The organism is Vibrio sp. MMG023, from assembly GCF_021654215.1.
In the GTDB taxonomy this organism is placed as follows: domain Bacteria; phylum Pseudomonadota; class Gammaproteobacteria; order Enterobacterales; family Vibrionaceae; genus Vibrio; species Vibrio jasicida.
Map to the genome: position 1 here is coordinate 136,210 of NZ_JAKFZP010000001.1, position 21,376 is coordinate 157,585.

Sequence of the window (21,376 nt, forward strand, 5' to 3'; positions counted from 1 at the left end):
TGGTTAATTGTTTTGGTTAGATGTTGTGCGAATGAAAACGGAGTTAGGACTTGTGGTGATTCACAAGTCCCATAATTATTCACTTTTCTGCATGAGGTGTTTGTTCTGAATAAAACGCGGCAACATCGCGTAAATCTTCATCATTCAACATACGTAATTGGGCTGCCATCATCTCAGCCAAAGGACCTAAGCGAAGCCCATCTTGATAGGCTTTCATAGAATCATACAGGTACTGAGCATTCTGACCGGCTAGGTTAGGGTAAGCGTCGTTTGTCGTCATGCCGTTCGAACCATGACAGTAAACACAGCTTGGCGATTTAAGTTTGCCTTTATCAACGTCACCAAAAGGTTTCGCCACAACAGAGGAAGAGAGAAGAAGAGACGTTAGAAGCACGTATCTAAGCATGAAATGCACTCATTGTAGTTCTTGAAAGCGCATAGAATAAAGCTTCCCCTTAGGGGAAGCTCAATGATCAAAATCAAGTTAAAGCAGAGATTTAAGGCTAGATAGGAAGGTATCGATGTCTTGTGCCGAAATATCTTTGTGCGTCACGAAGCGGATTGGGTTTCCTGGAGTAATCGTGATGCCTTGCTCCTTCATCTTTTCTGCAATACCAGCGATATCCACTTGTGGGTCAAGCTTGGCAAAGACGATGTTGGTTTGAACAAATTCTGGATTAACAGAGAAACCAGACAATTCCGCTAAACCTTCCGCCAAGGTTTTTGCATTGATGTGGTCTTGTTTTAGCTGTTCTACTTGCTCGGTAAGGGCTAGTTTACCAGCTGCAGCGAGAATACCCGCTTGGCGCATACCACCGCCGACCATTTTTCTTAGACGGCGTGCTTTTGCGATGTACTCTTTGCTACCAAGCAGTAGCGAACCAACAGGGGCAGCCAAACCTTTAGATAAACAGATAGTCATTGAATCAAAGTACTGACCAATCTCTTTCACTGGAACATCAAGCGCTACAGCTGCGTTGAATACGCGAGCGCCATCTAGGTGCATCTGCAAGTTATGTTTGTTCACAAACTCACGAGCCTCAGCAAGGTAGGAAAGAGGAATCACTTTACCGTTGATGGTGTTTTCCAGACTAAGTAGGCGAGTACGTGCAAAGTGCGCGTCATCTGGCTTGATTGCTGCTTCTAGCTTATCAAATGGCAAAGTACCGTCTGGGTTGTTTTCAATCGGTTGAGGTTGAATAGACCCCAGTACTGCCGCGCCGCCAGCTTCGTACTTGTAGTTATGCGCTTGCTGACCACATAGGTATTCGTCACCGCGCTCACAATGTGCCATTAAGCCAAGTAAGTTTGCCTGTGTGCCAGAGGTTGTGAACATTGCCGCTTCAAAGCCCGCAAGCTCAGCAGCAAATTGCTCTAACTCGTTAACGGTTGGGTCATCACCGTACACATCATCACCTACCGGAGCGGTAAACATTGCTTCACGCATTGCTTGGGTAGGTTGCGTAACGGTATCTGATCGAAAGTCCATAATTCTCTCCTCGGTCGAAAAGACCTAAATATAACCGCAAAGACGAGCTTTGCTTAGGCAAGCGATAGTTTTGGCATCCGTAATAATGCCTTGAATAATTTGTTGTTCGAGTTCTTCTCGTGACAATGTCACCACTTCAATCACTTCATCGTCGTCACACTCGTATCGATTAGTCCTGTTCAGTTGCTCAGCAACAAACAAGTACTGGATTTCATCACAAAAACCAGCGAGAGGGGTAACTTGACCAAGCGATGTGAACTTTTCGGCGCTATATCCTGTTTCTTCTTCCAACTCTCTTTGAGCACAGTGCAACGGATCTTCATCGCCTTCACGTGTGCCAGCAGGCAATTCAAGCAGCCATTTGTTAAGAGAGGGACGGAATTGATTAACAAGAACGATGTTGCCATCTGAAGTAATAGGTAAGATAACGGCAGCACCGGGGTGTTGGATAGTGGTATGTGTGATCATCCGACCAGTTGGTAGTTTAACTTCCTCTTCGACCAGAGAAATCTGCTTCCATTTATGAATTGTATTGCTCATGCAGTTGTGGATCCTAGCGGTAACCGCGTGTTGACGTGTTTTGCACATTAACCACAAACCGCGTGAAACAAAAGTAGAAAATGGTTTCATACTCTTATGAAATCAGCACATTCAGTGAGTTATGTCTCATAAATGAAAACTATGGTTACCCGCGCACGCGCGCGAAGAGCATCTGGTATAACCGCGGTTCACTAAAAAATACACTTGTAACAAAGTGATAACAAATGTATAAAATTAAATATACAGCCTCAGTTCAACAGCCGGAGCTTTTATGATTCAACCATCTTTCGCATCAAATGCAGAAAAGGCGCTTCTTTCAGAGCGTATCAACAAGCTGGCTAAAGCACTGACCGACGGCGTTTACGAACGCGAACACACCATCAAACTTTGTCTTCTTGCCGCTCTAGCGGGTGAGAGCGTCTTCCTTCTTGGTCCTCCGGGTATTGCAAAAAGCTTAATCGCCAAACGTCTTATCCAAGCATTTGATAACAGTAGTTACTTTGAGTACTTAATGACTCGCTTCTCAACACCAGAGGAAGTGTTTGGTCCATTGAGCATTCAAGAGCTAAAAGACAACGGTCGTTATGTCCGTCTTACTCAAGGCTACTTACCAACGGCACAGGTGGTTTTCCTTGATGAGATTTGGAAAGCAGGTCCTGCGATTCTGAATACGCTTTTGACTGTTGTGAACGAAAAGACGTTCAAAAACGGCAGTGAAATTGAACGTGTACCGATGCGCCTTTTGGTTTCAGCATCAAACGAACTACCAGACGAAGATAGTGGTTTAGACGCACTTTACGACCGCATGTTGGTGCGCGTGTTTGTAAACCGCATTCAGGATAAGCAAAACTTCAAATCCATGCTGACAGTGGGTACGTCTCAAGAAGCGCAGGTTCCAGAGGGTTTGGCGATCACAGACGAAGAATACCACCGCTGGCAGCAACAGCTCGATAAGCTGACTCTCACCGACAATACATTCGAAAAGCTATACCAACTTAAGTCTATGTTGGAAACGAAAGTAGAGTCTGAGTTTGGCGACGCATCATTAACAGATATGTACGTGTCTGACCGCCGTTGGAAAAAAGCGGTCAAATTGCTTAAAGCGAGCGCGTTTTTCAATGGTCGTGATGAAATCAACCCACTTGATCTTCTGCTACTGCAAGATTGTTTATGGAATAGCCCTGAGTCACGCGATGTCGTTCGCAGTGTGATTCAAGAGTTCGCACTAAAACATGCCTTTGATCAGCAAGAAGCAGAGCAAGAGATCGAATACTGTCGTGAATCTTTGGTTGATGTGCAGCATGAACTTGAAGACAAATATCGCATGACGCTAAACGCTGAAGCGGCAACGGGACTGCTTCGCAAAGAAACCATGAGCTTCGATACATCCAAAGCGAAAACTTACAAAGTAGGCGCGGCGGTGAATCTGGTTAAGCTGGTTATTCTGCAAAGCAACATGTCGGTATCTGAATCAGAGAAGGGTGACAGCCGCTGGGTATACGTACCAAAAGACGAGCTTGACCGAGTGATCAAAGAAGGTCATGGCGATGTGTATGGCTATGTGAACCAAAACACCAATATGTGTCGTCTGCGGTTTGATGTCGATGCGGCAAACAACCTTGTGATCCGTGACATTGCAAACCGCGGTGTGTTGGTGAGCTTGGTTACCCAACAAGGTTTAGACGTTGAGCTTTACCAAAAATGGTTGGCAGAAAGCGAAAAAGCAGTCAGCCAATTGAGTGAAGCTGAACATCATATGCGTAAGGTTAAAGCCAACTTTCATGGCGCATTACCTCACAGTTTCGTGGATCCAGAGTTACCACGTCTAATGGAGTCGAGTCTGCAACAGGTGAGCCAGAGACTTGAGTCTATCCAAGGTGAAAGCGAGAAGATCATTCAGCGCTTTAAAAACTTACATCAGTTTTTCTCTTAAGGAGACGACATGTTAGGTGCAGACGGACTCAGCTTAGCACTTATGGTGGCAGATTCAGGCATCATTGATAGTGCGGTTAACGATTTAATGGCGCGCTCACAAGTCATGATGATGGCAGAAAATCGAGGTATGAAATCCTCGGTGAAAAACCATCTACTTAAATGGCGTGGCAACGTGAAAAAGCGCATGACGAAAGTCTGTGAGACAGAACGTTTTCAACAGGAACTCGCACTCTATCAAGAAGTGATTTATTGGGATGAAAACGAGTTTTTCGAACGAATTGATGACGTGATCAAAAAGCTCGAATGGCACTCGGCGTTTTACATGCAAGCGCGTCGCATGATGGAGAAGAACAAGGGGGTGAACAACCCAATGTTCCCTCATTACTTCTGTGACCAGTGGTATCAAAGCCTTGCAGAAGCAATCAAACAAGCGCAAGTCTCTGAGCTTGAAGAGAACAAAGAAAAAGTCCTCAACGATCTTTATCAACGTATGGAAACCATGCGTAACATGGATAAAGTGACGGAGTCTGGTGACGAAGAAAGCGTTGGGCGTTTGTGGGATATGGCGTCCGCTAAGTTGAGTAAAACTGACTTAACCGTGATGAAGCGCCACGCAGAGTTCCTTAAAAAGCACAAAGGTTTGCAAGAGATCGCAGAGCAACTTGGTCGCATGGCGGGACAAGTGAATGATCCTGACCTCAACCGCGCACCAGCAGAAGAGCTGCAAATGGTTGAGGAAAAGAGTGACGAAGCGACAGACGATATCGTCGGTATTCATGAAAGTGACGATCTCAACAAACTGCTACCTAACGAAACCATGTTTTTGGCGTATCCAGAGCTGGAAGTCGTGTTCTACAAGCATTTGGTTGATAAACGCTTGATGAACTACCGCACGCAAGGTAAGTCTCGCACACTACGTAAAGTGAAAGCGCATAAACCAGATCATAAAGCGGTGGATGTTGAAAAAGGCCCATTTATCGTTTGTGTTGACGCGTCAGGCTCGATGAGTGGATTCCCGGAGCAATGTGCCAAAGCCATGGCTTACGCACTTATGCAAATCGCTCTGGCTGAACAACGAGATTGTTATGTGATCATCTTCTCCACTGAACACATTACTTACGAGCTAACGCGTCAGGATGGTTTACGTGAAGCCGCTGACTTTTTAACTTACAGCTTCCATGGTGGGACGGATTTGGAGCCAACGTTAATTAAATCTATTGATCTAATGAACAGCGACAAATACAAAAATGCCGACATGGTTGTTATCTCAGACTTCATTGCACCAAAACAGCAAGATGAGTTGCTTGCAAAAGTCGATGCGTTAAAAGCGAAAAAGAACCGCTTTCATGCCATTAGCTTATCGAAGTATGGCAACCCAGCGTTAATGTCGATGTTTGACCACACTTGGTCTTACCATCCAAATGTAGTGGGGCGCTTATTTAAACGCGTCGCAAACGGCTAACACCATCGAACAGTATAAAAGTGACAAGCAAAAGCGGCTTAAGCGGTCGCGTTTGTCGTTTTTTGTTCGGTGATATGCAATAAAGCCATTAGTAATTAGGCGCCGATTAGATCGAATTATCGACTGTTTGGTTTAAAACAAAGCAAACGAAGCGGAAATAAAAGATTTTTGTTTGACTATATTTCCTGAATCCGTAAAGTAGCACCCAACGCAACGGGGCAGAGCCGTTAAGCGTAAACAATTTGGCGCCTTGGCAGAGTGGCTATGCAGCGGATTGCAAATCCGTGGACCTCGGTTCGACTCCGGGAGGCGCCTCCAAATTCATAAAAAGAGACGTCCTAGGGCGTCTTTTTTTGTATCTAAAATTCCTGTTCCATCAATTCCTTTTGCCGCCGTCAATCACTACTTTGTTTTCTCTTTACTGTTTCACATGTGTCGTGCTTTGAGACTTAGTAGAGCTTCACTTCTGAGTTCTCTCGGTTTCGTGGTAGCGCTATTATTTTGCTACTTCGTGAACTTAAGATGCGAGGAGAATTAATAACGCCACATAGTGTGAATATGCTTCAAACTTATGCAATTTGACACTAATTTAAATTGTTGAATATGGAACATCTATCACTAATACGTTTTTTCAAGATTTGAAATCAAATCACATTTCTATGAATCTGCGAAATACCATGCATATCATACAAAAGTGCAACAAGCCTTACTCTTTCTCGTTTAACGAACAATCAAACTGTTAACGATATCTTTATTTGTTTCATGAACTATTGCGTGTATCCAATCAGCATATTTCTGTGACTAACACAGAATTATTTATCATTTATTTCAGTAGTCTAAATAAAACCCCTGTAGTGAAAAATTAGTGGTGACTAGCACGTCTCTGGCGTGTGGTCCCGTTGGATAACAAAATATTTCAGGAGCAATAACGTGCTACGAACAAAGAAAACAATCGTCAGTATTCTCGTTTCAATGGCGATGATCTCAGGCTGCAATGATTCAGACAGTGACACCATTTCAACCAGTCCTATTCCTTACTTTGCGGAATGGAAGGATGTCGACAGTGTTATTAAAAAAGATGATGCGATGGAAGCAGAAATCCAACGTATCCTTGCATTAATGACGTTAGAAGAAAAAGTCGGTCAGATGGTACAACCGGACCTTCGTGAGGTCACTCCACAAGAGGCGAAAACCTATAAGCTTGGCTCAATCCTAAACGGTGGTGGCGGTTTTCCAAACAATGATAAATACGCGACCGCACAAGATTGGGCGGACGAAGCGGATAAATACTGGTTAGCGTTGGAAGACGCTTATGCTGACCGAGGATTCCGAATTCCCTTTATGTGGGCGACAGATGCAGTACATGGCCACAACAACGTTTTCATGGCGACGGTATTTCCTCATAACATTGGCTTAGGTGCAGCTCGCAACCCTGATCTGATTGAAGAAATAGGAAAAGCGACCGCAAGAGAGGTTGTTGCGACAGGTCTTGATTGGACATTCGCACCGACCGTTGCGACACCACGCGATTATCGTTGGGGACGTGTATATGAAGGCTACTCGGAAGATCCAGAAATCGTGTATGAATACGCGAAGCGCATGGTGGAAGGCATTCAAGGTGGTGAAGAAGGCTTAAAAGGGGACACTAACGTAATCTCTAACGTGAAGCACTGGGTCGGTGACGGTGGTACGTTGGGTGGTGTTGACCATGGTGAGAACCGTTACACAGAAGAGTACCTACGCAATATTCATGCAATGGGCTACATCGGTGGCTTGAATGCAGGCGCACAAGTGGTGATGTCGTCGTTCAACTCTTGGTGGAATGATGCCAACTACGATCCTATGGTTGGTATCGACGGTGCTGAGGATGGTGGCGATTACATGCAAAACCAGAAAATCCACGGCTCACAATACCTGATTACTGACGTCTTGAAGGGCAAATTAGGCTTTGACGGCTTAGTCGTCACAGACTGGAACGGACAAGGTGAGATCAACGGCTGTACAGCAGCAAACTGTCCGCAAGCTGTAATCGCAGGTAATGATGTGTTTATGGTGACGTCGCGTAATGACTGGCAAGCGTTCTATCAAAACGTGATTGACCAAGTAAACGAAGGCATCATTCCAATGTCGCGTATCGATGACGCCGTGACGCGTATTTTGCGTGTGAAAATGCGTGCAAACCTTTGGGAAAAACCACAGCCTTCAGAACGTTCATTGGCAGGCGAACAATCCGTATTGAGCGCGCCAGAACACGTTGCTATTGCACGCCAAGCGGTATCTGAATCCTTAGTATTGCTTAAAAACCAAGACCAAATCCTACCTTTGAAATCCGATTCGAAATTCTTGGTAACAGGTTCGGCTGCCAACGACATCACCAAACAAACAGGTGGTTGGTCGCTAACTTGGCAGGGTGATGGCAATACCATTGAGAAAGACTTCCCGAATGCACAAACGGTGCTTATGGCAATGCAGAAAGAAGTTGGTGAAGAAAACGTTTTTACCGATGCTTCGGCAACAACACCAGAAGAAGCTACTGCGCTTGTGGTTATCGGTGAAGATCCTTATGCAGAAATGTTCGGTGACATCAGCAAAGCACAAACGCTTGAATTTTCGAAGCTAAAAGCCTCTTATCAAGCGGATCTTGATACGATCAAAGCGCTAAAAGAGCAGGGATACAAAGTGGTCACGCTATTCTTCTCTGGTCGTCCACTTTATGTCAATGAAGAGCTCAACAACTCAGATGCGTTCGTTGCAGCTTGGTTGCCGGGTACGGAAGGCCTAGGTATTACTGATGTGTTGTTCGCAAAAGATGGAGCGGATTTCAAAGGTAAGCTCTCTTATTCGTGGGGTGCTAAGAAGTGTTCGACCACAATCAACCGCAAGGCACTCAATATCCCTAACTACACGACACCAATTGATGGCATAAATGGTGAGTTGATTGAGCAAGATATCGAAGGCGAACATAAGCCGTTGTTCCCATATGGATATGGTTTGAACTACGCAAATCAGACCGAAGTTCCTGCTCTGTATGAAGACTTGAACGATATCCCGCTTGATCCTCGTGATTATGGCTGTGGTATGGATGAGCCAGATAACGGCATCGCTGAGTTCCCATTAGAGATCTTCGGTAAAGATGCAAAAGGAGAGTTTGTTGCACGTATGTCAGGCAGTGCGAATGGTTGGTCTGGACTGGAAATCAGCAAAGACACCACCACAATCGGCTCAGTAACAACGAAAGGCATCAACTACGATGGCATGCAGCAGTCAGCAATCAATGTGAAGTTCTCGGGAGAGACTGGTGATTTTGTTGGCAATTCAGCCGCTCAAATTTACATGCAAACCCCAGACGAAAAGGGTGTTGATTACAACAGCTACATGAATGCGGATTCGACTTTGGAGTTTGATATTCGCATGGGAACTGCAGCGCCAGAGAGCTTAGTGCTATCGACTCACTGTGAGTATCCTTGTCGCGGTGAGGTTAACATTAACAAAGTCTTACCAGAACCGTCAGAAAGCACTTGGACGACGATCAAAGTGCCGCTTCAATGCTTGAAAGATACTGGCATGAGTTTCCAAATGTTGAACACGTCTTTCTTGATGTACGCAACGGAGGCGGTGGAGTTTGATTTGGGTAAGATCCGTTACGTTCCAAACCCTGAAGGATTACCTTCTGATGCGGTAAGTTGTGAAGACATGCTAGAAGATGCGTTGCCACCACTAACGGGTGACAATTATAACCTATTCGCTGACTTCAACGCGCAGATAAATGCTTCAGACCAATATACCACTGAAGGTTGGGGGCCAATTCCTGATGGGGAAACACACATGACAGTAACCCCGGTAACAGATGGGGCAACAGTCACGTACAACAGTGCTAGTCCAGAGGCTTACAAAGGATTATTGCACTTCAACTTTGATGCACAAAACTTGGAAAACTTTGCGGAAGCGGGTTCACTAGTCTTCACAGTGAATGTCACTACCTTTGGCTCACAAAAGCCTGATAATGATCAAACAGGCTTAGTGCTGAAACTTGCTAATGCGGATGGCGATACGGGAGATGTTTTTGTACCGGAACTTTCCGCTGCGAATCTTGCACTAAACTCTGATGTTACCGTTACGGTTCCAATGTCCACATTTGGAGATAAGTTCGATAACAAGTATTGGGCGCAAACTGTTAAGACGTTCACTATCTTCCCCGCATGGGCAAATACCCAAGCTGGCGTAGAGTTTGAAATCAGTGATATTCACTTCACGAAGTAAACAGACCATCTAGGAAAGTTACTCAATTTAGTAGAAACAAGGCGAGCCTCAATAGCTCGCCTTTCTCGTTGAGGAAGCCTTTAAAAGCCAAGTGTGAACTTTCTTGCGGCAATCTGTGTGAAATCTCTTTAGAATGTCTTCTTCGACAAGGAAGCAGTGAAGACACATGAGAAATACCGACGACTACATTATTTTCTATCATTTGGTTGAACAGGGTTCATTCAGCGCCGCTGCAAGACAAATGGAACTTACTAAGTCGGTCGTCAGTAAGCGCATTGCCAAATTAGAGCAGGAGATAGGTGTTCAACTGCTTTATCGAACCACACGCACGCTTAAACTGACAGAAGCAGGGCAGTCCTTTCTCGAACATGCTCGTAGTGTCTACCAAGCCGTCGCAACCGCAGAAGAATCCATTGTTGGTTTGGGTAAGAGTCTATCCGGCAACATCAAGATTACCGTTCCGACTATCTCTGGTGAACTTATCCTTCCTACCGTTATTTCTGAATTCAACCAAGCTTACCCAGATATCAACATTGATATGGAACTGGACAATCGATTCGCCGACATCGTCAACGAAGGTTTTGACCTTGCCATTCGTACTGGGGTTTTACCAGACTCAAGCCTAATCGCACGTAAGCTTGTTGATGCAAACTGGATTGTGTGTGCATCGCCTAAGTACGTCGCCAAACATGGCAAACCAAAAATGCCGGACGATCTCACTAAGCACAACTGTTTGGTTTATGCCTATCAAGAGACAGGTGCACGTGAGTGGGCTTTCAAGCGTCATGATGAAGTGTATCAGGTTAAGGTAGATGGGAATCTATGTACCAATAACTCATCTGCGCTACGTAACGTCGCTTTGCTAGGGCAAGGTATCATTTATGTACCTCGGGTACTGGTTTATGAAGACTTGCAGCAAGGTAAGCTGATTCAGTTGTTTAAAGACGAAACCGCTAAGTGCTTGGGCATTTATGCCGTGTACCCATACACACGTCAGCAACCAGAAAAGATTAAGATCTTTATTGAGCATCTGTATCAGTGTTTTCAACGTCGTAGCTATCAATTCTAGTGGTTCAACTTTTCTCAAAGGAGTGATTCTCCTTTGTTCGAAGGGATTCGCTCTAAATTTAAAACTCCACAATCTATCTGTTTTCTTTGTCGATCAACAATATCACAGTGATATAACGCTGCGATAACGTCATGGTGTTCACATGTTGTGGTTTTGTTTTAACTCAATATTCTATCAAGGTTAGGTATATAAAGCCTTGTGATTCTTTTGACTTTGCTTTTCTTGGATGTTGTGCACATTTGTTAACAATACACTTTGCTATTGTTTCTTTTTGGAAACGATAAGTTTCTTTGTTGATTTTATAGTTCTTCGAAACTTAAGTGATTGAATCTATGGGTAATTAAAGTAGTTAATTTTGTCTGGGTGTCGTTATCGGACTTTGGTGGCATGGACGTTCAGATTCGGACTACTTATATTGGCTGGGCATAATAACTAGAGATACGGATATGAAACAGAAGCAGCTCATCGACGCGTTTGTCACCATTGTCGGGGAAGAAAATGTCCTTACCGATCAAATCAAAACCAAGTATTACCGCAGCGGTTTTCGCTCAGGAAGCGGCACGGCGTTGGCGGTGGTTTTTCCTAAGACTCTGCTAGAGCAGTGGAAGGTCATCCAACAATGTGTCGACAAAAATTGCATCATCATCATGCAAGCAGCCAAGACGGGTCTGACCGAAGGCTCAGCGCCAAGTGGTAGTGATTACGACCGCGACGTGGTGGTGATCAATATTACCAAGATGAAGCAAATCTATCTGTTAGATGGCGGTAAGCAAGCGGTTTGTCTTCCGGGAGCAAGTCTGCATTCGCTGGAAAAAGAGTTGCGAGCAGTTAATCGCGCGCCGCATTCGGTGATTGGTTCTTCTTCTCTGGGCGCAACCGTTGTGGGCGGTATTGCAAACAACTCTGGTGGCGCTTTGGTTAAACGAGGTCCTGCTTATACAGAGCTTGCCATATTTGCTCAGGTCGACAAGGACGGTAAGCTCAATCTTGTAAACCACCTTGGTATTGAAGGATTAGGCTCGACGCCTGAAGAGATCTTACAGAACATCCAGGATGGTAACTTCGACCCAGATAAAGTGATTCATGATGAACGCATGGCGTCGGACAAAGAATACGACGAACGTGTACGTGATGTGACTTCTGATATCCCATCGCGCTTTAATGCGGATGAGCGTCGTCTGTACGAGGCGAGTGGTTGTGCAGGTAAACTGGGCGTGTTCGCTGTTCGAGTCGATAGCTATCCTATTCCTGAGAAAGAGCAGGTGTTCTATTTAGGTACTAACGATCCAGATAAACTTACCAAGCTGAGAAAAGACTTCCTTACTCAGTTTGAAAACTTACCAGAAATGGGTGAGTACCTTCATCGTGACATCTTCAACATGGCGGAGAAATACGGTAAAGACGTCTTCCTTTCTATCGATCTATTGGGCACAGACAATCTACCTAAGATGTTCTCGCTTAAAGCTAAGGTCGAAAACTTCCTAGAGCGAGTTCCGTTAGTCAGTAAATACCTGCCAGATACTATTCTGTATTACGCAAGCAAGTTGTTCCCGCAGCATCTTCCTAAGCGGATGTTGGAATACCGTGATAAGTACGAGCACCATCTTGTACTTAAAATGAGTGACGGCGGCATTGCCGAAGCGCAGAAATACCTAAAAGAGGTGTGGGCGGCTGAGCACGATAGTGACTTCTTCGAATGTACACCAGAAGAGGGCAAGAAAGCGTATCTACACCGTTTTGCAGCAGCAGGTGCAGCCATTCGTTACGAAACCATTCACCGCAAGGAAGTGGAAGATATCGTTGCTCTTGATATCGCGTTACGACGTAACGATGAGGAGTGGTTAGAAACATTACCTGAGGAAGTGAGTAGGAACCTAGTTAAGTCCCTCTATTATGGGCACTTTATGTGCTATGTTTTCCACCAAGACTATGTCTTCAAAAAGGGTACCGACACCAAGCTGATGAAGAAGCTAATGTTGGAACACCTAAACAGTCGCGGTGCAAAATACCCAGCTGAACACAACGTAGGGCATCTGTACGAAGCGGAAAACTCGCTGCAAACGTTCTACCATCAACTTGATCCGACCAACACCTTTAACCCAGGCATAGGTAAAATGGACCGCTACAAGCGCAACTGTAACTGTTGTGCATAACGTTTTCATTGAGAGAGCTGATAGGGAGTCGCTAATATAGCGGCTCTATTTTATGGGCGAGGTCGTTAAGATTGCGTGTGTGTTTTAATCGAATAGCTCAACTCCCATACATTCAGTAGTGTTTTTAACCATCTGAATCAAAAAGGATAAATTTATTGTTGACCTAGAAATATAATCCGTTAAAGTACACCTCGTTCTCACGGCTAAGGTCGTTAGAGCAGGTGGTGTTGCCATCGCATTGATTGCGTTGCCCTGGTGGTGGAATTGGTAGACACAAGGGATTTAAAATCCCTCGACGTTCGCGTTGTGCCGGTTCAAGTCCGGCCCGGGGCACCATCCGCAAATTGAGTGTGTGGATTTTATATCCCACCGTCGAGTTGACCGACCGAGTGTCGGACCATCAATTCCGGTCGGAGAACCATCTCTCATAAAGTGAGATTAAATAATCTCAGAGAACAACAATTCGGTAAGGCGCCTTGGCAGAGTGGCTATGCAGCGGATTGCAAATCCGTGGACCTCGGTTCGACTCCGGGAGGCGCCTCCATTCTTTTCGAAAGCTCGTCATTATGACGGGCTTTCTTCGTTTTAGCGCAATGAAATCGACGCGCTTTAATCCCTCTTTCTCCTGTTTACTTATTATCTCCTCCCTGATTATTTGATCGGGATTCAATAATTGCACTCAATTAGTTATTGATTTTATAAATGTTACACATCTCAATAATTGTAGAGGGTGATTGGTGATAATTTCTCCACGATTGTAGTCCGAACTTTTTGTTGTACAACAGACGGTTAGTTGGGTTTCTTCTACCTGTCTTGCGGCTCTCTAAGTTCGGGCTTCGTCCTAAAACGTGAGAGAAAAATAATGAAAACATTCAACCTTAAACCCACACTTTTACCTTTAACTTTGCTGCTCAGTTCGCCGGTAATGGCGGCTCAAAATGGAACCATGATGCAGTATTTCCATTGGTATGTGCCAAATGATGGTGCACTCTGGACACAAGTTGAAAACAACGCACCAGCATTATCTGACAACGGCTTTACCGCGTTATGGCTGCCTCCTGCCTACAAAGGTGCCGGTGGTAGCAATGACGTAGGTTATGGTGTTTACGATATGTATGACTTAGGCGAGTTTGATCAAAAAGGATCGGTACGAACCAAGTACGGTACCAAAGACCAATACCTCGATGCTGTTAACGCGGCACACGCAAACAACATTCAAATTTATGGTGATGTGGTGTTTAACCACCGTGGCGGTGCGGATAGTAAATCGTGGGTCGACACCAAGCGAGTCGATTGGAACAACCGAAACATTGAACTCGGCGACAAATGGATTGAAGCTTGGGTCGAATTTAGCTTCCCAGGACGTAACGATAAATACTCAGACTTTCATTGGACGTGGTATCACTTTGACGGGGTCGACTGGGATGACGCAGGTAAAGAAAAAGCGATCTTCAAATTCAAAGGTGACGGCAAAGCATGGGATTGGGAAGTCAGTTCTGAAAAAGGCAACTACGACTACCTCATGTACGCAGACTTAGACATGGATCACCCAGAAGTCAAACAAGAGCTGAAAGACTGGGGCGAGTGGTACTTAAACATGACGGGTGTGGATGGCTTCCGAATGGACGCGGTTAAACACATCAAATATCAGTACCTACAAGAGTGGATCGATTACTTGCGTTGGAAGACAGGCAAAGAGCTGTTTACTGTGGGTGAATACTGGAACTACGACGTGAACAATCTGCATAACTTTATCACTAAGACTTCTGGCAGCATGTCATTGTTTGATGCACCGCTACACATGAACTTCTATAACGCTTCACGCTCGGGTGGAAACTTCGATATGCGCCGTATCATGGATGGAACTTTGATGAAGGACAACCCAGTGAAAGCGGTAACATTGGTCGAGAACCATGATACGCAACCACTGCAAGCGCTGGAGTCTCCGGTGGATTGGTGGTTCAAGCCTCTTGCGTACGCGTTCATTTTGCTTCGTGAAGAAGGTTATCCGTCAGTGTTCTACGCGGATTACTACGGCGCACAATACAGCGATAAAGGACACGACATCAACATGGTTAAAGTGCCGTATATTGAGCAGTTGGTGAAAGCACGTAAAGATTATGCTTATGGCAAGCAGCACTCCTACCTTGATCATTGGGATGTGATTGGTTGGACGCGAGAAGGGGATGCAGAACACCCGAACTCAATGGCGGTTATCATGAGTGACGGACCTGGCGGAACAAAATGGATGTACACAGGTTCGCCGAGTACGCGCTACGTCGATAAGTTAGGTATTCGCACCGAAGAAGTCTGGACTGATGCCAACGGTTGGGCAGAGTTCCCAGTGAACGGCGGTTCGGTTTCTGTTTGGGTCGGCGTTAAATAATCAGGCTCGAAGAATTGCAGGTGTGACCGATTTCGAAAATAGTGCGCATTTAATTAATGTCTTGTTTGATATTCATGAAACATATGCGTAACTTTATACCTGAGCATTATCAGTAGGCAGATTAAGGAAAGGAATCTATGGCTGACGTTTTGATTGTTGCGATTGTATTCAGTGCAATATTTGGTGGTGGTATCGTTAAGCTGGTACTTAACCATCGTAAGGAAGTAAAAGCGTTAGAGATCTCTGAACGCAATCAGATGAGTGAAGAAGAGCGAAATGGTTTGAACAAGCAAGTCGCAGAGCTCAAACAGCGCGTTGAAGTATTGGAGCGCATCGTTACCGACAACAGATACCAACTTGATAAAGAAATTGCGTCCTTGTAATTCTGAACCAAGACGAAAGAGCCAGTTTAATACTGGCTCTTTTTGTATCCGTCCTTTAATCCCTAGAAAGCGAAGCAATGGATTACCGTTCATCAAAGAAGTCTTTATTTCGAATGTACTTACTCATCAAGTGATAAGAAAAAGGGCGTATCACCCAACTCACCAAAGAGCGTCCAAGCCGCATCAACGTTGGTGTGTTCTCGTAAATCCTACCGTTATAAAGCCAAAGCATTTTGCCCACATGCCAGTAGAGAAAAGGCACCGGAGGCATAAAGGTAACAATATCGATGTCGCAACAGATTCGATAGGTTTTGTGGCTTAAACGATAGCGTTTCTTGAATGTCCAATCACCAATCGCTGGTTGACCAAATGTCACCACACGTTTGATGCTTTTCGGGTACTTTCTTTCGATATAATCGGCAAACACGCTACCAATTGCGCCGCCCGATGAATGCCCAGTAATGGTGATGCGCTTGCCTTGTAGAATCAGTGGTACGACGGTGGCTTCTAGTCGCTCAATCACGCTCAAACCAAGACGATCTTCATTTCGAGAAGGTTGACTTTCTTGAAATAACAAATGGTAGAAGCCTGCATGGATTCGATAGTTTAGCCCCAAGCGCTTGCAGCTGCGTGTCCACATCGCGAAGTTCAACAGCCAATCGGTCATGCTATGCGAACCTTTAATTACTACGACGACTTCCGTACGCTTCTTGCTCCATAAAACACGGATCATGGTTTTGCCAAACTCGTTTTTAATGATGCGCTGCCCATTAGGATCAAACCCATAGCGGGTCTGTTTAAAGACTCTGGGGTAGGCGAGATTACAAAGGACGGCGTAGCGTTCGTACTGATATCGTTTTAAAGGCTTCACATTATTTTTCTGTCTCTTGGTCAACGTAAACTCTAGACGTGAAATATGAAAATTAGATGAAGATGAGAAATGAACAGAGGTTGGCGAAGCGTTTTTACTCAAGGGCCAGTGAAAGCAGAGTATTGCGTCAGTATTCATTCAATGTAGGAGGGTTTTGAAGTTTTTTGTTTGTACAAGCAAGACCGGGATTAGGGAAGATGCCATTCGCTGTGTATATGAATTGCGCAAAATGATCGTAGATTGGGCATGTGAGTCGCCTTTTTAACCATATGAATGAAAAAGACAAAATATCTGTTGATCTAAAATCTGAATCCGTTAAAGTACGCCTCGTTCTCGCGGCACAGGTCGCTAGAGCAGGTGGTGTTGCCATCGCATGATTGCGTTGCCCTGGTGGTGGAATTGGTAGACACAAGGGATTTAAAATCCCTCGACGTTCGCGTTGTGCCGGTTCAAGTCCGGCCCGGGGCACCATCTCTCGTAGATTGAGATTTTTAAAGTCTCAGAGAACAAAAATCGGTAAGGCGCCTTGGCAGAGTGGCTATGCAGCGGATTGCAAATCCGTGGACCTCGGTTCGACTCCGGGAGGCGCCTCCATTCGATTGAGTACCATCGCATCTCATTATCGAACGTACGATTAGGTTAGTGTGTTTATTTAAATTATTTGAGGCTGATTTAGCTTCTAGAAAATTTGAATAGAATCTGTCGCATTGACCATCGAAAGGGTTAACCCTAACGAAAACCTCAATGTTTCTTCTTAGAAACGACAAAATGGCGCCTTGGCAGAGTGGCTATGCAGCGGATTGCAAATCCGTGGACCTCGGTTCGACTCCGGGAGGCGCCTCCATCTTCTCTCTAATACATAATCACTTCACTTAAGACCTCTGACCATTCACTCAATAAGTCAAAATTTAAGACGTTTGTTCATAAATTTACTCATCAGTAACCGATATTTATTGCGTCAAATTCGACGTAATCCTCATTTTCGACTTAACACCACAATTTTATGTTCCAGTTTTGCACATTCAACTCTATTAACAGAACGTTGTTAATTATAAACTTGGTGCATTACTAAAGGCTAATTGATAACATCATATATAACGTATTGTTAATATATGACATTGTTAGATTTTGGCTCAGGACGAGCCCATTGTTGTTTTAGGGAGAAAAACACGTGTTTAGTCGTAAAAGCAGGCGAATGCTAGCCTTGGTGTTAAGTGCTGCGTCTTGTTCAACTTTCGCTGCTTCAATGGCCAGTTACCCAGAAGGGTGGCTCGATTGGCCTGTTGTAAAAGAGTCACAAAACCTACCAGCAGACACGGTTCTACCTCCAGATACTTCTCTTTTTATACAAGAATCTGTTCGAGCTTATAGCTGGATCAATAATGGTCAGGGTTCGCCACTGACGATCCGAGTTAATCCAGCAAAGCTAGAACAATATAAAACCCACGGACCATATACCGATGGTCCAACAGCCGTTGCCATTTCTGAAGTCGATGGCATCGTTTGGGTAACAGAGCACATTGGCGGTATGGCGATATACGGAAGTTATGATCGTCAAGGAAAAGACATCAGTCATACTCATCCATCTCTCGAACCTTCTTTTTGTCAAAGCTGTCACACGACCTATCAAGATATCTGTATCAACGGAACGTGTGCAGAGCCTGTCTTAGGTGTGTACAAAGACAAGTAGTAGCAAAAATGAGCACGCGAGTTTTTGGTTGGCTTACGATTAACCAGATGTTGTTTGTTTCGCATCTGGTGTTAGTGATGTCGATTATCTTTGGTTTGTCATTGACTCGGTTCCAGAGCGAATGGGATATGCGCATTGAACATGCTGCGACCATGGCAAAAACTCACCTTTCTTCTCAAATGACCTTCTTGTCTGGATCGATTGCAGGGCGGAATTACGCAAACTTAATGATGCCATCTACTAAAGCAAATTTGAGTGCTATCGATGATTTGCTTTTTGTCGAAGTGTCTGGTGTATCGGATTACAAAACTCAAGAGGTAGCTGTGCGTTACCTCGCTCAAACCAACCAAGTATGGCGGATTGATGTCAGTGATTACGAAGTAGGCAGCTTAAAGGGACAAAAAGATAATCTACTTCGTATGCTTTCAATGACGCCTGATGAAGATGAGATAAAACGGAATAAGCTCCAATATCTGGTAAACAAAACGAGCATCGACCTCGATGCGTTGCAAGATAGCCAGCGTTTAAACAGGGAGACAGAATTACCTTGGAATAAGGATGTGCTACGTCAAACTGACTTCTATTACGATTCTACCTTGTCAGTGCTGCATGTTTGCCTACCACTTCGTAACAATAACGGTGGCTACATCTGGGCAGTGTTGGATGCAAGCCAGCTCGACCACATCAAGTTAAACCTCATCAAAGAGCTAAGTCGTGAAGCGCTCATTGCCATCTTGATTTCAATGATACTTATCTATGTCGTTACGATGTGGATCGTTAGCCCATTAAAGCGTTTGTCTACTTCGATGAAGAAAGACATTGAGAAAATAGATCAATCCCATATTCCGGAAATCCGACGTTCTGATGAAATTGGCGAGTTGGCACGCTCATATTCTAGCTTGATCACCAAGATCAAAAATCAACTTCGTGTGCTTCGTCAACAAACAGATACTGATACGCTGACAGGGGTTGGTTCTCGGTTTTTGTATAAACGTAGCGCGCCGTTCTTTGTTCGAGATTCACTCAAGACTATGGAGTACGTCTGCTTTGTTCTGTGTGATATCGATAACTTTAAAAAGTTTAACGACACCTATGGCCATACCGAAGGGGATAACGCACTTTGTGACGTGGCGGAAGTATTCCGTTCACAGCTTGGGGCAGACCAGCCGTCTTATCGTTTGGGTGGGGAGGAGTTTGCTCTGCTCGTTTATGGTAACAATCCTGACGTCCTTAATTCTAAAGTCGAACGTTTAAGGCAGGCCGTAGAAACACTCTCTATACCACATATGAAGAATCACCCATCTGGTGTAGTTACTATCTCTGTTGGCGCTGTTCCAATAACACTCTCAGCACAAGAACCAACCTTTGAATCCTGTCAGGCAGCACTAGAGCGTGCTTTTGAAATTGCAGATAAAAACCTATACACCGCCAAAGACACTGGCCGAAATACGGTGATCATGGCGAAGCCTATCCAAATTTAACTGGTATTTGTCCAGTTTTTCACCGGCCCACGCTGGCCAAACTAAATTCAAAAAATAGCAAAGAGAAAGGAGTCTCCATGCATCATATTGGGGAAGATAAACAGTTTTGCGGCTCACAAACACGTTTATGGGTGGATACTGATATCACCATTGGTCACAAGAGTGGTTTAAAGCCATGTGATGTCGATGACGGGTATGCACTGGGCTTGTTACTTCGAAGCCAAGAAGTGGATATTGTTGGAGTAAGCTCTACATTGGGTAACTGCGACGATATTGAAGTGACGACTGAAATCGCACAGTCTTTTATCCAAAAGTTTGGTCCGACATATCTGAGTGTTTCGAAGGGAAGTGCAAGCTTCTTTGACTCTGCTGTGGGGGTTCCAAAAGCCGTTACCGATCTTGCTTATCAACTAAAACAAGAGCCTCTGACTATTTTGGCAATTGGTGCGTTAACCAATATTGCACTGCTGATTAAACATTACCCTGATGTGCTTCATAACATCGAAAAGATCGTTTGTGTTGCAGGCCGCCGCAGTACCGACCAGCATTTTGTCGCGAGCAAACATCAAACGCGTCCATTTCGCGATCTCAACTTTGAGGTCGACGAAGCGGCTTTCGAAGTACTTTTAAGTAGCGATGTACCTATAACATTGGTTCCTTTTGAGGTATGTGCGGATGTCTGGGTGAACTTTTCTGAACTAAGAGCCATGAGCCACTCCAGCAGTTTAAGCCACTTTCTGGAACAACACTCAATGATTTGGTGGACAGAGTGGAAGCTGATCTTTGGTGCAAAAGAAGGGTTCATTCCTTTCGACATGGTTGCTGCAGCTTATGTGGTGAATCCAGAATGGTTTGTATCTCATTCTTGGGAGGCCAAGGTGGAGATCGCGGCAAGTGATACGGACAAACACAAAGAGAAAGCCTATCTGGTTTGCAATGAATCGATAGAGCAGGGACGAGAGGTCGACTATGTGGTTGAAGTATCACCGGATGCCGAACCAGAAATGCTTAAGCGTTTAGCGGAGCGTGATATTGGCGCATTTGTACTTGGTTTATCTCATATCAATGTCATTGTCGACGATGTTGATACGGCGGCTGATTACTACCAGCGAGTACTCGGCTTTGAACGCGCACTTGATGCTCAGCGGCAAAAAATGGATTACCGCGGTGTGAGTATGGCCGAGTTTAACCAAGATGCAGGTTTAGTTGGACAAGATGTTGTCGTTGACGTGCTGTTTGTGAAGCATCCTTATGCGTCGGTCTATCTTGAATTGATGAAATATCACACACCAATCGGGACAAAAGACATCCCCCCTCAACCAAAAACTTATGACTTGGGCGGCCCTCGTCATGTCGCGCTAGAAGTTTCAAACTGTGGTGAAGTCTTCCGTTACTTAAAACAACAAGAAGGGGTAACCATGATCAATACGTCGGATGAATATCATCCTGAAAAGCTCGACGGATTCCCGATTTCTTTCTTCTACTGGATAGACAAATACGGCATTCAATGGGAAATGGAAGAAGGACGGAGGGTAGGTACGTCTAGAGGCATTATCTAATTGACTGAATTTAAATAATTTTTTGAACAGAAAAGGCAAGCATTTTGGTGCTTGCTTTTTGTTTGTTATTAAGAAATATGACAAAAAGGGTGATCTTA

General features: G+C 44.7%; 14 protein-coding genes and 6 tRNA genes. 16 read left to right on the forward strand and 4 right to left on the reverse strand.

Annotation, left to right across the window (positions count from 1 at the left end; all coding sequences use genetic code 11):
• Positions 1-79: 79 nt before the first annotated feature.
• The 3 genes from L1076_RS00560 to L1076_RS00570 form a co-directional block, all read right to left on the reverse strand.
• Complete coding sequence (locus tag L1076_RS00560; RefSeq protein ID WP_017190809.1) at positions 80-406, reverse strand: cytochrome c; 327 nt, start codon at positions 404-406, stop codon at positions 80-82.
• Positions 407-484: 78 nt separating this feature from the next.
• On the reverse strand, positions 485-1,489 hold the full coding sequence (ltaE, locus tag L1076_RS00565) for a low-specificity L-threonine aldolase (protein ID WP_054755341.1): 1,005 nt from the start codon (positions 1,487-1,489) through the stop codon (positions 485-487).
• Between the two features lie 24 nt (positions 1,490-1,513).
• A complete protein-coding gene (locus L1076_RS00570) occupies positions 1,514-2,029 on the reverse strand; it encodes an NUDIX hydrolase (protein WP_039976576.1) in 516 nt (171 codons plus the stop codon).
• A gap of 271 nt (positions 2,030-2,300) precedes the next feature.
• Between L1076_RS00570 and L1076_RS00575 the strand changes: the two genes are divergently transcribed.
• The 10 genes from L1076_RS00575 (at position 2,301) to L1076_RS00620 (ending at position 15,677) form a co-directional block, all read left to right on the forward strand.
• Positions 2,301-3,962, forward strand: coding sequence for an ATPase RavA domain-containing protein (locus L1076_RS00575; protein WP_042601511.1), 1,662 nt, complete (start codon positions 2,301-2,303; stop codon positions 3,960-3,962).
• Between the two features lie 9 nt (positions 3,963-3,971).
• The gene (viaA, locus tag L1076_RS00580) at positions 3,972-5,426 is read left to right on the forward strand and encodes an ATPase RavA stimulator ViaA (protein WP_042601510.1); all 1,455 of its coding nucleotides are present in this window, start codon (positions 3,972-3,974) and stop codon (positions 5,424-5,426) included.
• 244 nt (positions 5,427-5,670) lie between these two features.
• Positions 5,671-5,744, forward strand: a tRNA-Cys gene (locus L1076_RS00585).
• Positions 5,745-6,398: 654 nt separating this feature from the next.
• Complete coding sequence (locus L1076_RS00590; protein ID WP_237303268.1) at positions 6,399-9,686, forward strand: glycoside hydrolase family 3 protein; 3,288 nt, start codon at positions 6,399-6,401, stop codon at positions 9,684-9,686.
• A gap of 166 nt (positions 9,687-9,852) precedes the next feature.
• Positions 9,853-10,755, forward strand: a complete 903-nt coding sequence (locus L1076_RS00595; RefSeq protein ID WP_039976572.1) for a LysR family transcriptional regulator — start codon at positions 9,853-9,855, stop codon at positions 10,753-10,755.
• Between the two features lie 446 nt (positions 10,756-11,201).
• Complete coding sequence (dld, locus tag L1076_RS00600) at positions 11,202-12,908, forward strand: D-lactate dehydrogenase (RefSeq protein WP_237302925.1); 1,707 nt, start codon at positions 11,202-11,204, stop codon at positions 12,906-12,908.
• A gap of 249 nt (positions 12,909-13,157) precedes the next feature.
• Positions 13,158-13,244, forward strand: a tRNA-Leu gene (locus L1076_RS00605).
• 134 nt (positions 13,245-13,378) lie between these two features.
• Positions 13,379-13,452, forward strand: a tRNA-Cys gene (locus L1076_RS00610).
• A 318-nt stretch (positions 13,453-13,770) separates the two neighbouring features.
• Positions 13,771-15,294: an alpha-amylase gene (gene amyS / locus L1076_RS00615; RefSeq protein ID WP_237302926.1), complete on the forward strand. Its 1,524-nt coding sequence runs from the start codon at positions 13,771-13,773 to the stop codon at positions 15,292-15,294.
• 137 nt (positions 15,295-15,431) lie between these two features.
• Positions 15,432-15,677 carry a hypothetical protein gene (locus L1076_RS00620; RefSeq protein WP_042606504.1) on the forward strand — a complete coding sequence of 82 codons (246 nt, stop codon included), beginning with the start codon at positions 15,432-15,434 and terminating at the stop codon, positions 15,675-15,677.
• 82 nt (positions 15,678-15,759) lie between these two features.
• Here the strand turns inward: L1076_RS00620 and L1076_RS00625 are convergent, their stop codons facing one another.
• Positions 15,760-16,548, reverse strand: coding sequence for a lipase (locus tag L1076_RS00625; RefSeq protein WP_054755336.1), 789 nt, complete (start codon positions 16,546-16,548; stop codon positions 15,760-15,762).
• 384 nt (positions 16,549-16,932) lie between these two features.
• On the opposite strand from L1076_RS00625, the gene L1076_RS00630 reads away from it, so the two are divergent.
• The 6 genes from L1076_RS00630 (at position 16,933) to L1076_RS00655 (ending at position 21,278) form a co-directional block, all read left to right on the forward strand.
• Positions 16,933-17,019, forward strand: a tRNA-Leu gene (locus tag L1076_RS00630).
• Positions 17,020-17,068: 49 nt separating this feature from the next.
• Positions 17,069-17,142 (forward strand) — tRNA-Cys (locus L1076_RS00635).
• A 176-nt stretch (positions 17,143-17,318) separates the two neighbouring features.
• A tRNA-Cys gene (locus tag L1076_RS00640) sits at positions 17,319-17,392 on the forward strand.
• 351 nt (positions 17,393-17,743) lie between these two features.
• On the forward strand, positions 17,744-18,238 hold the full coding sequence (locus L1076_RS00645; protein WP_039976568.1) for a hypothetical protein: 495 nt from the start codon (positions 17,744-17,746) through the stop codon (positions 18,236-18,238).
• A 128-nt stretch (positions 18,239-18,366) separates the two neighbouring features.
• A complete protein-coding gene (locus L1076_RS00650) occupies positions 18,367-19,719 on the forward strand; it encodes a diguanylate cyclase (protein ID WP_237303269.1) in 1,353 nt (450 codons plus the stop codon).
• A 77-nt stretch (positions 19,720-19,796) separates the two neighbouring features.
• Positions 19,797-21,278, forward strand: a complete 1,482-nt coding sequence (locus tag L1076_RS00655; RefSeq protein ID WP_237302927.1) for a nucleoside hydrolase — start codon at positions 19,797-19,799, stop codon at positions 21,276-21,278.
• Positions 21,279-21,376: the final 98 nt, after the last annotated feature.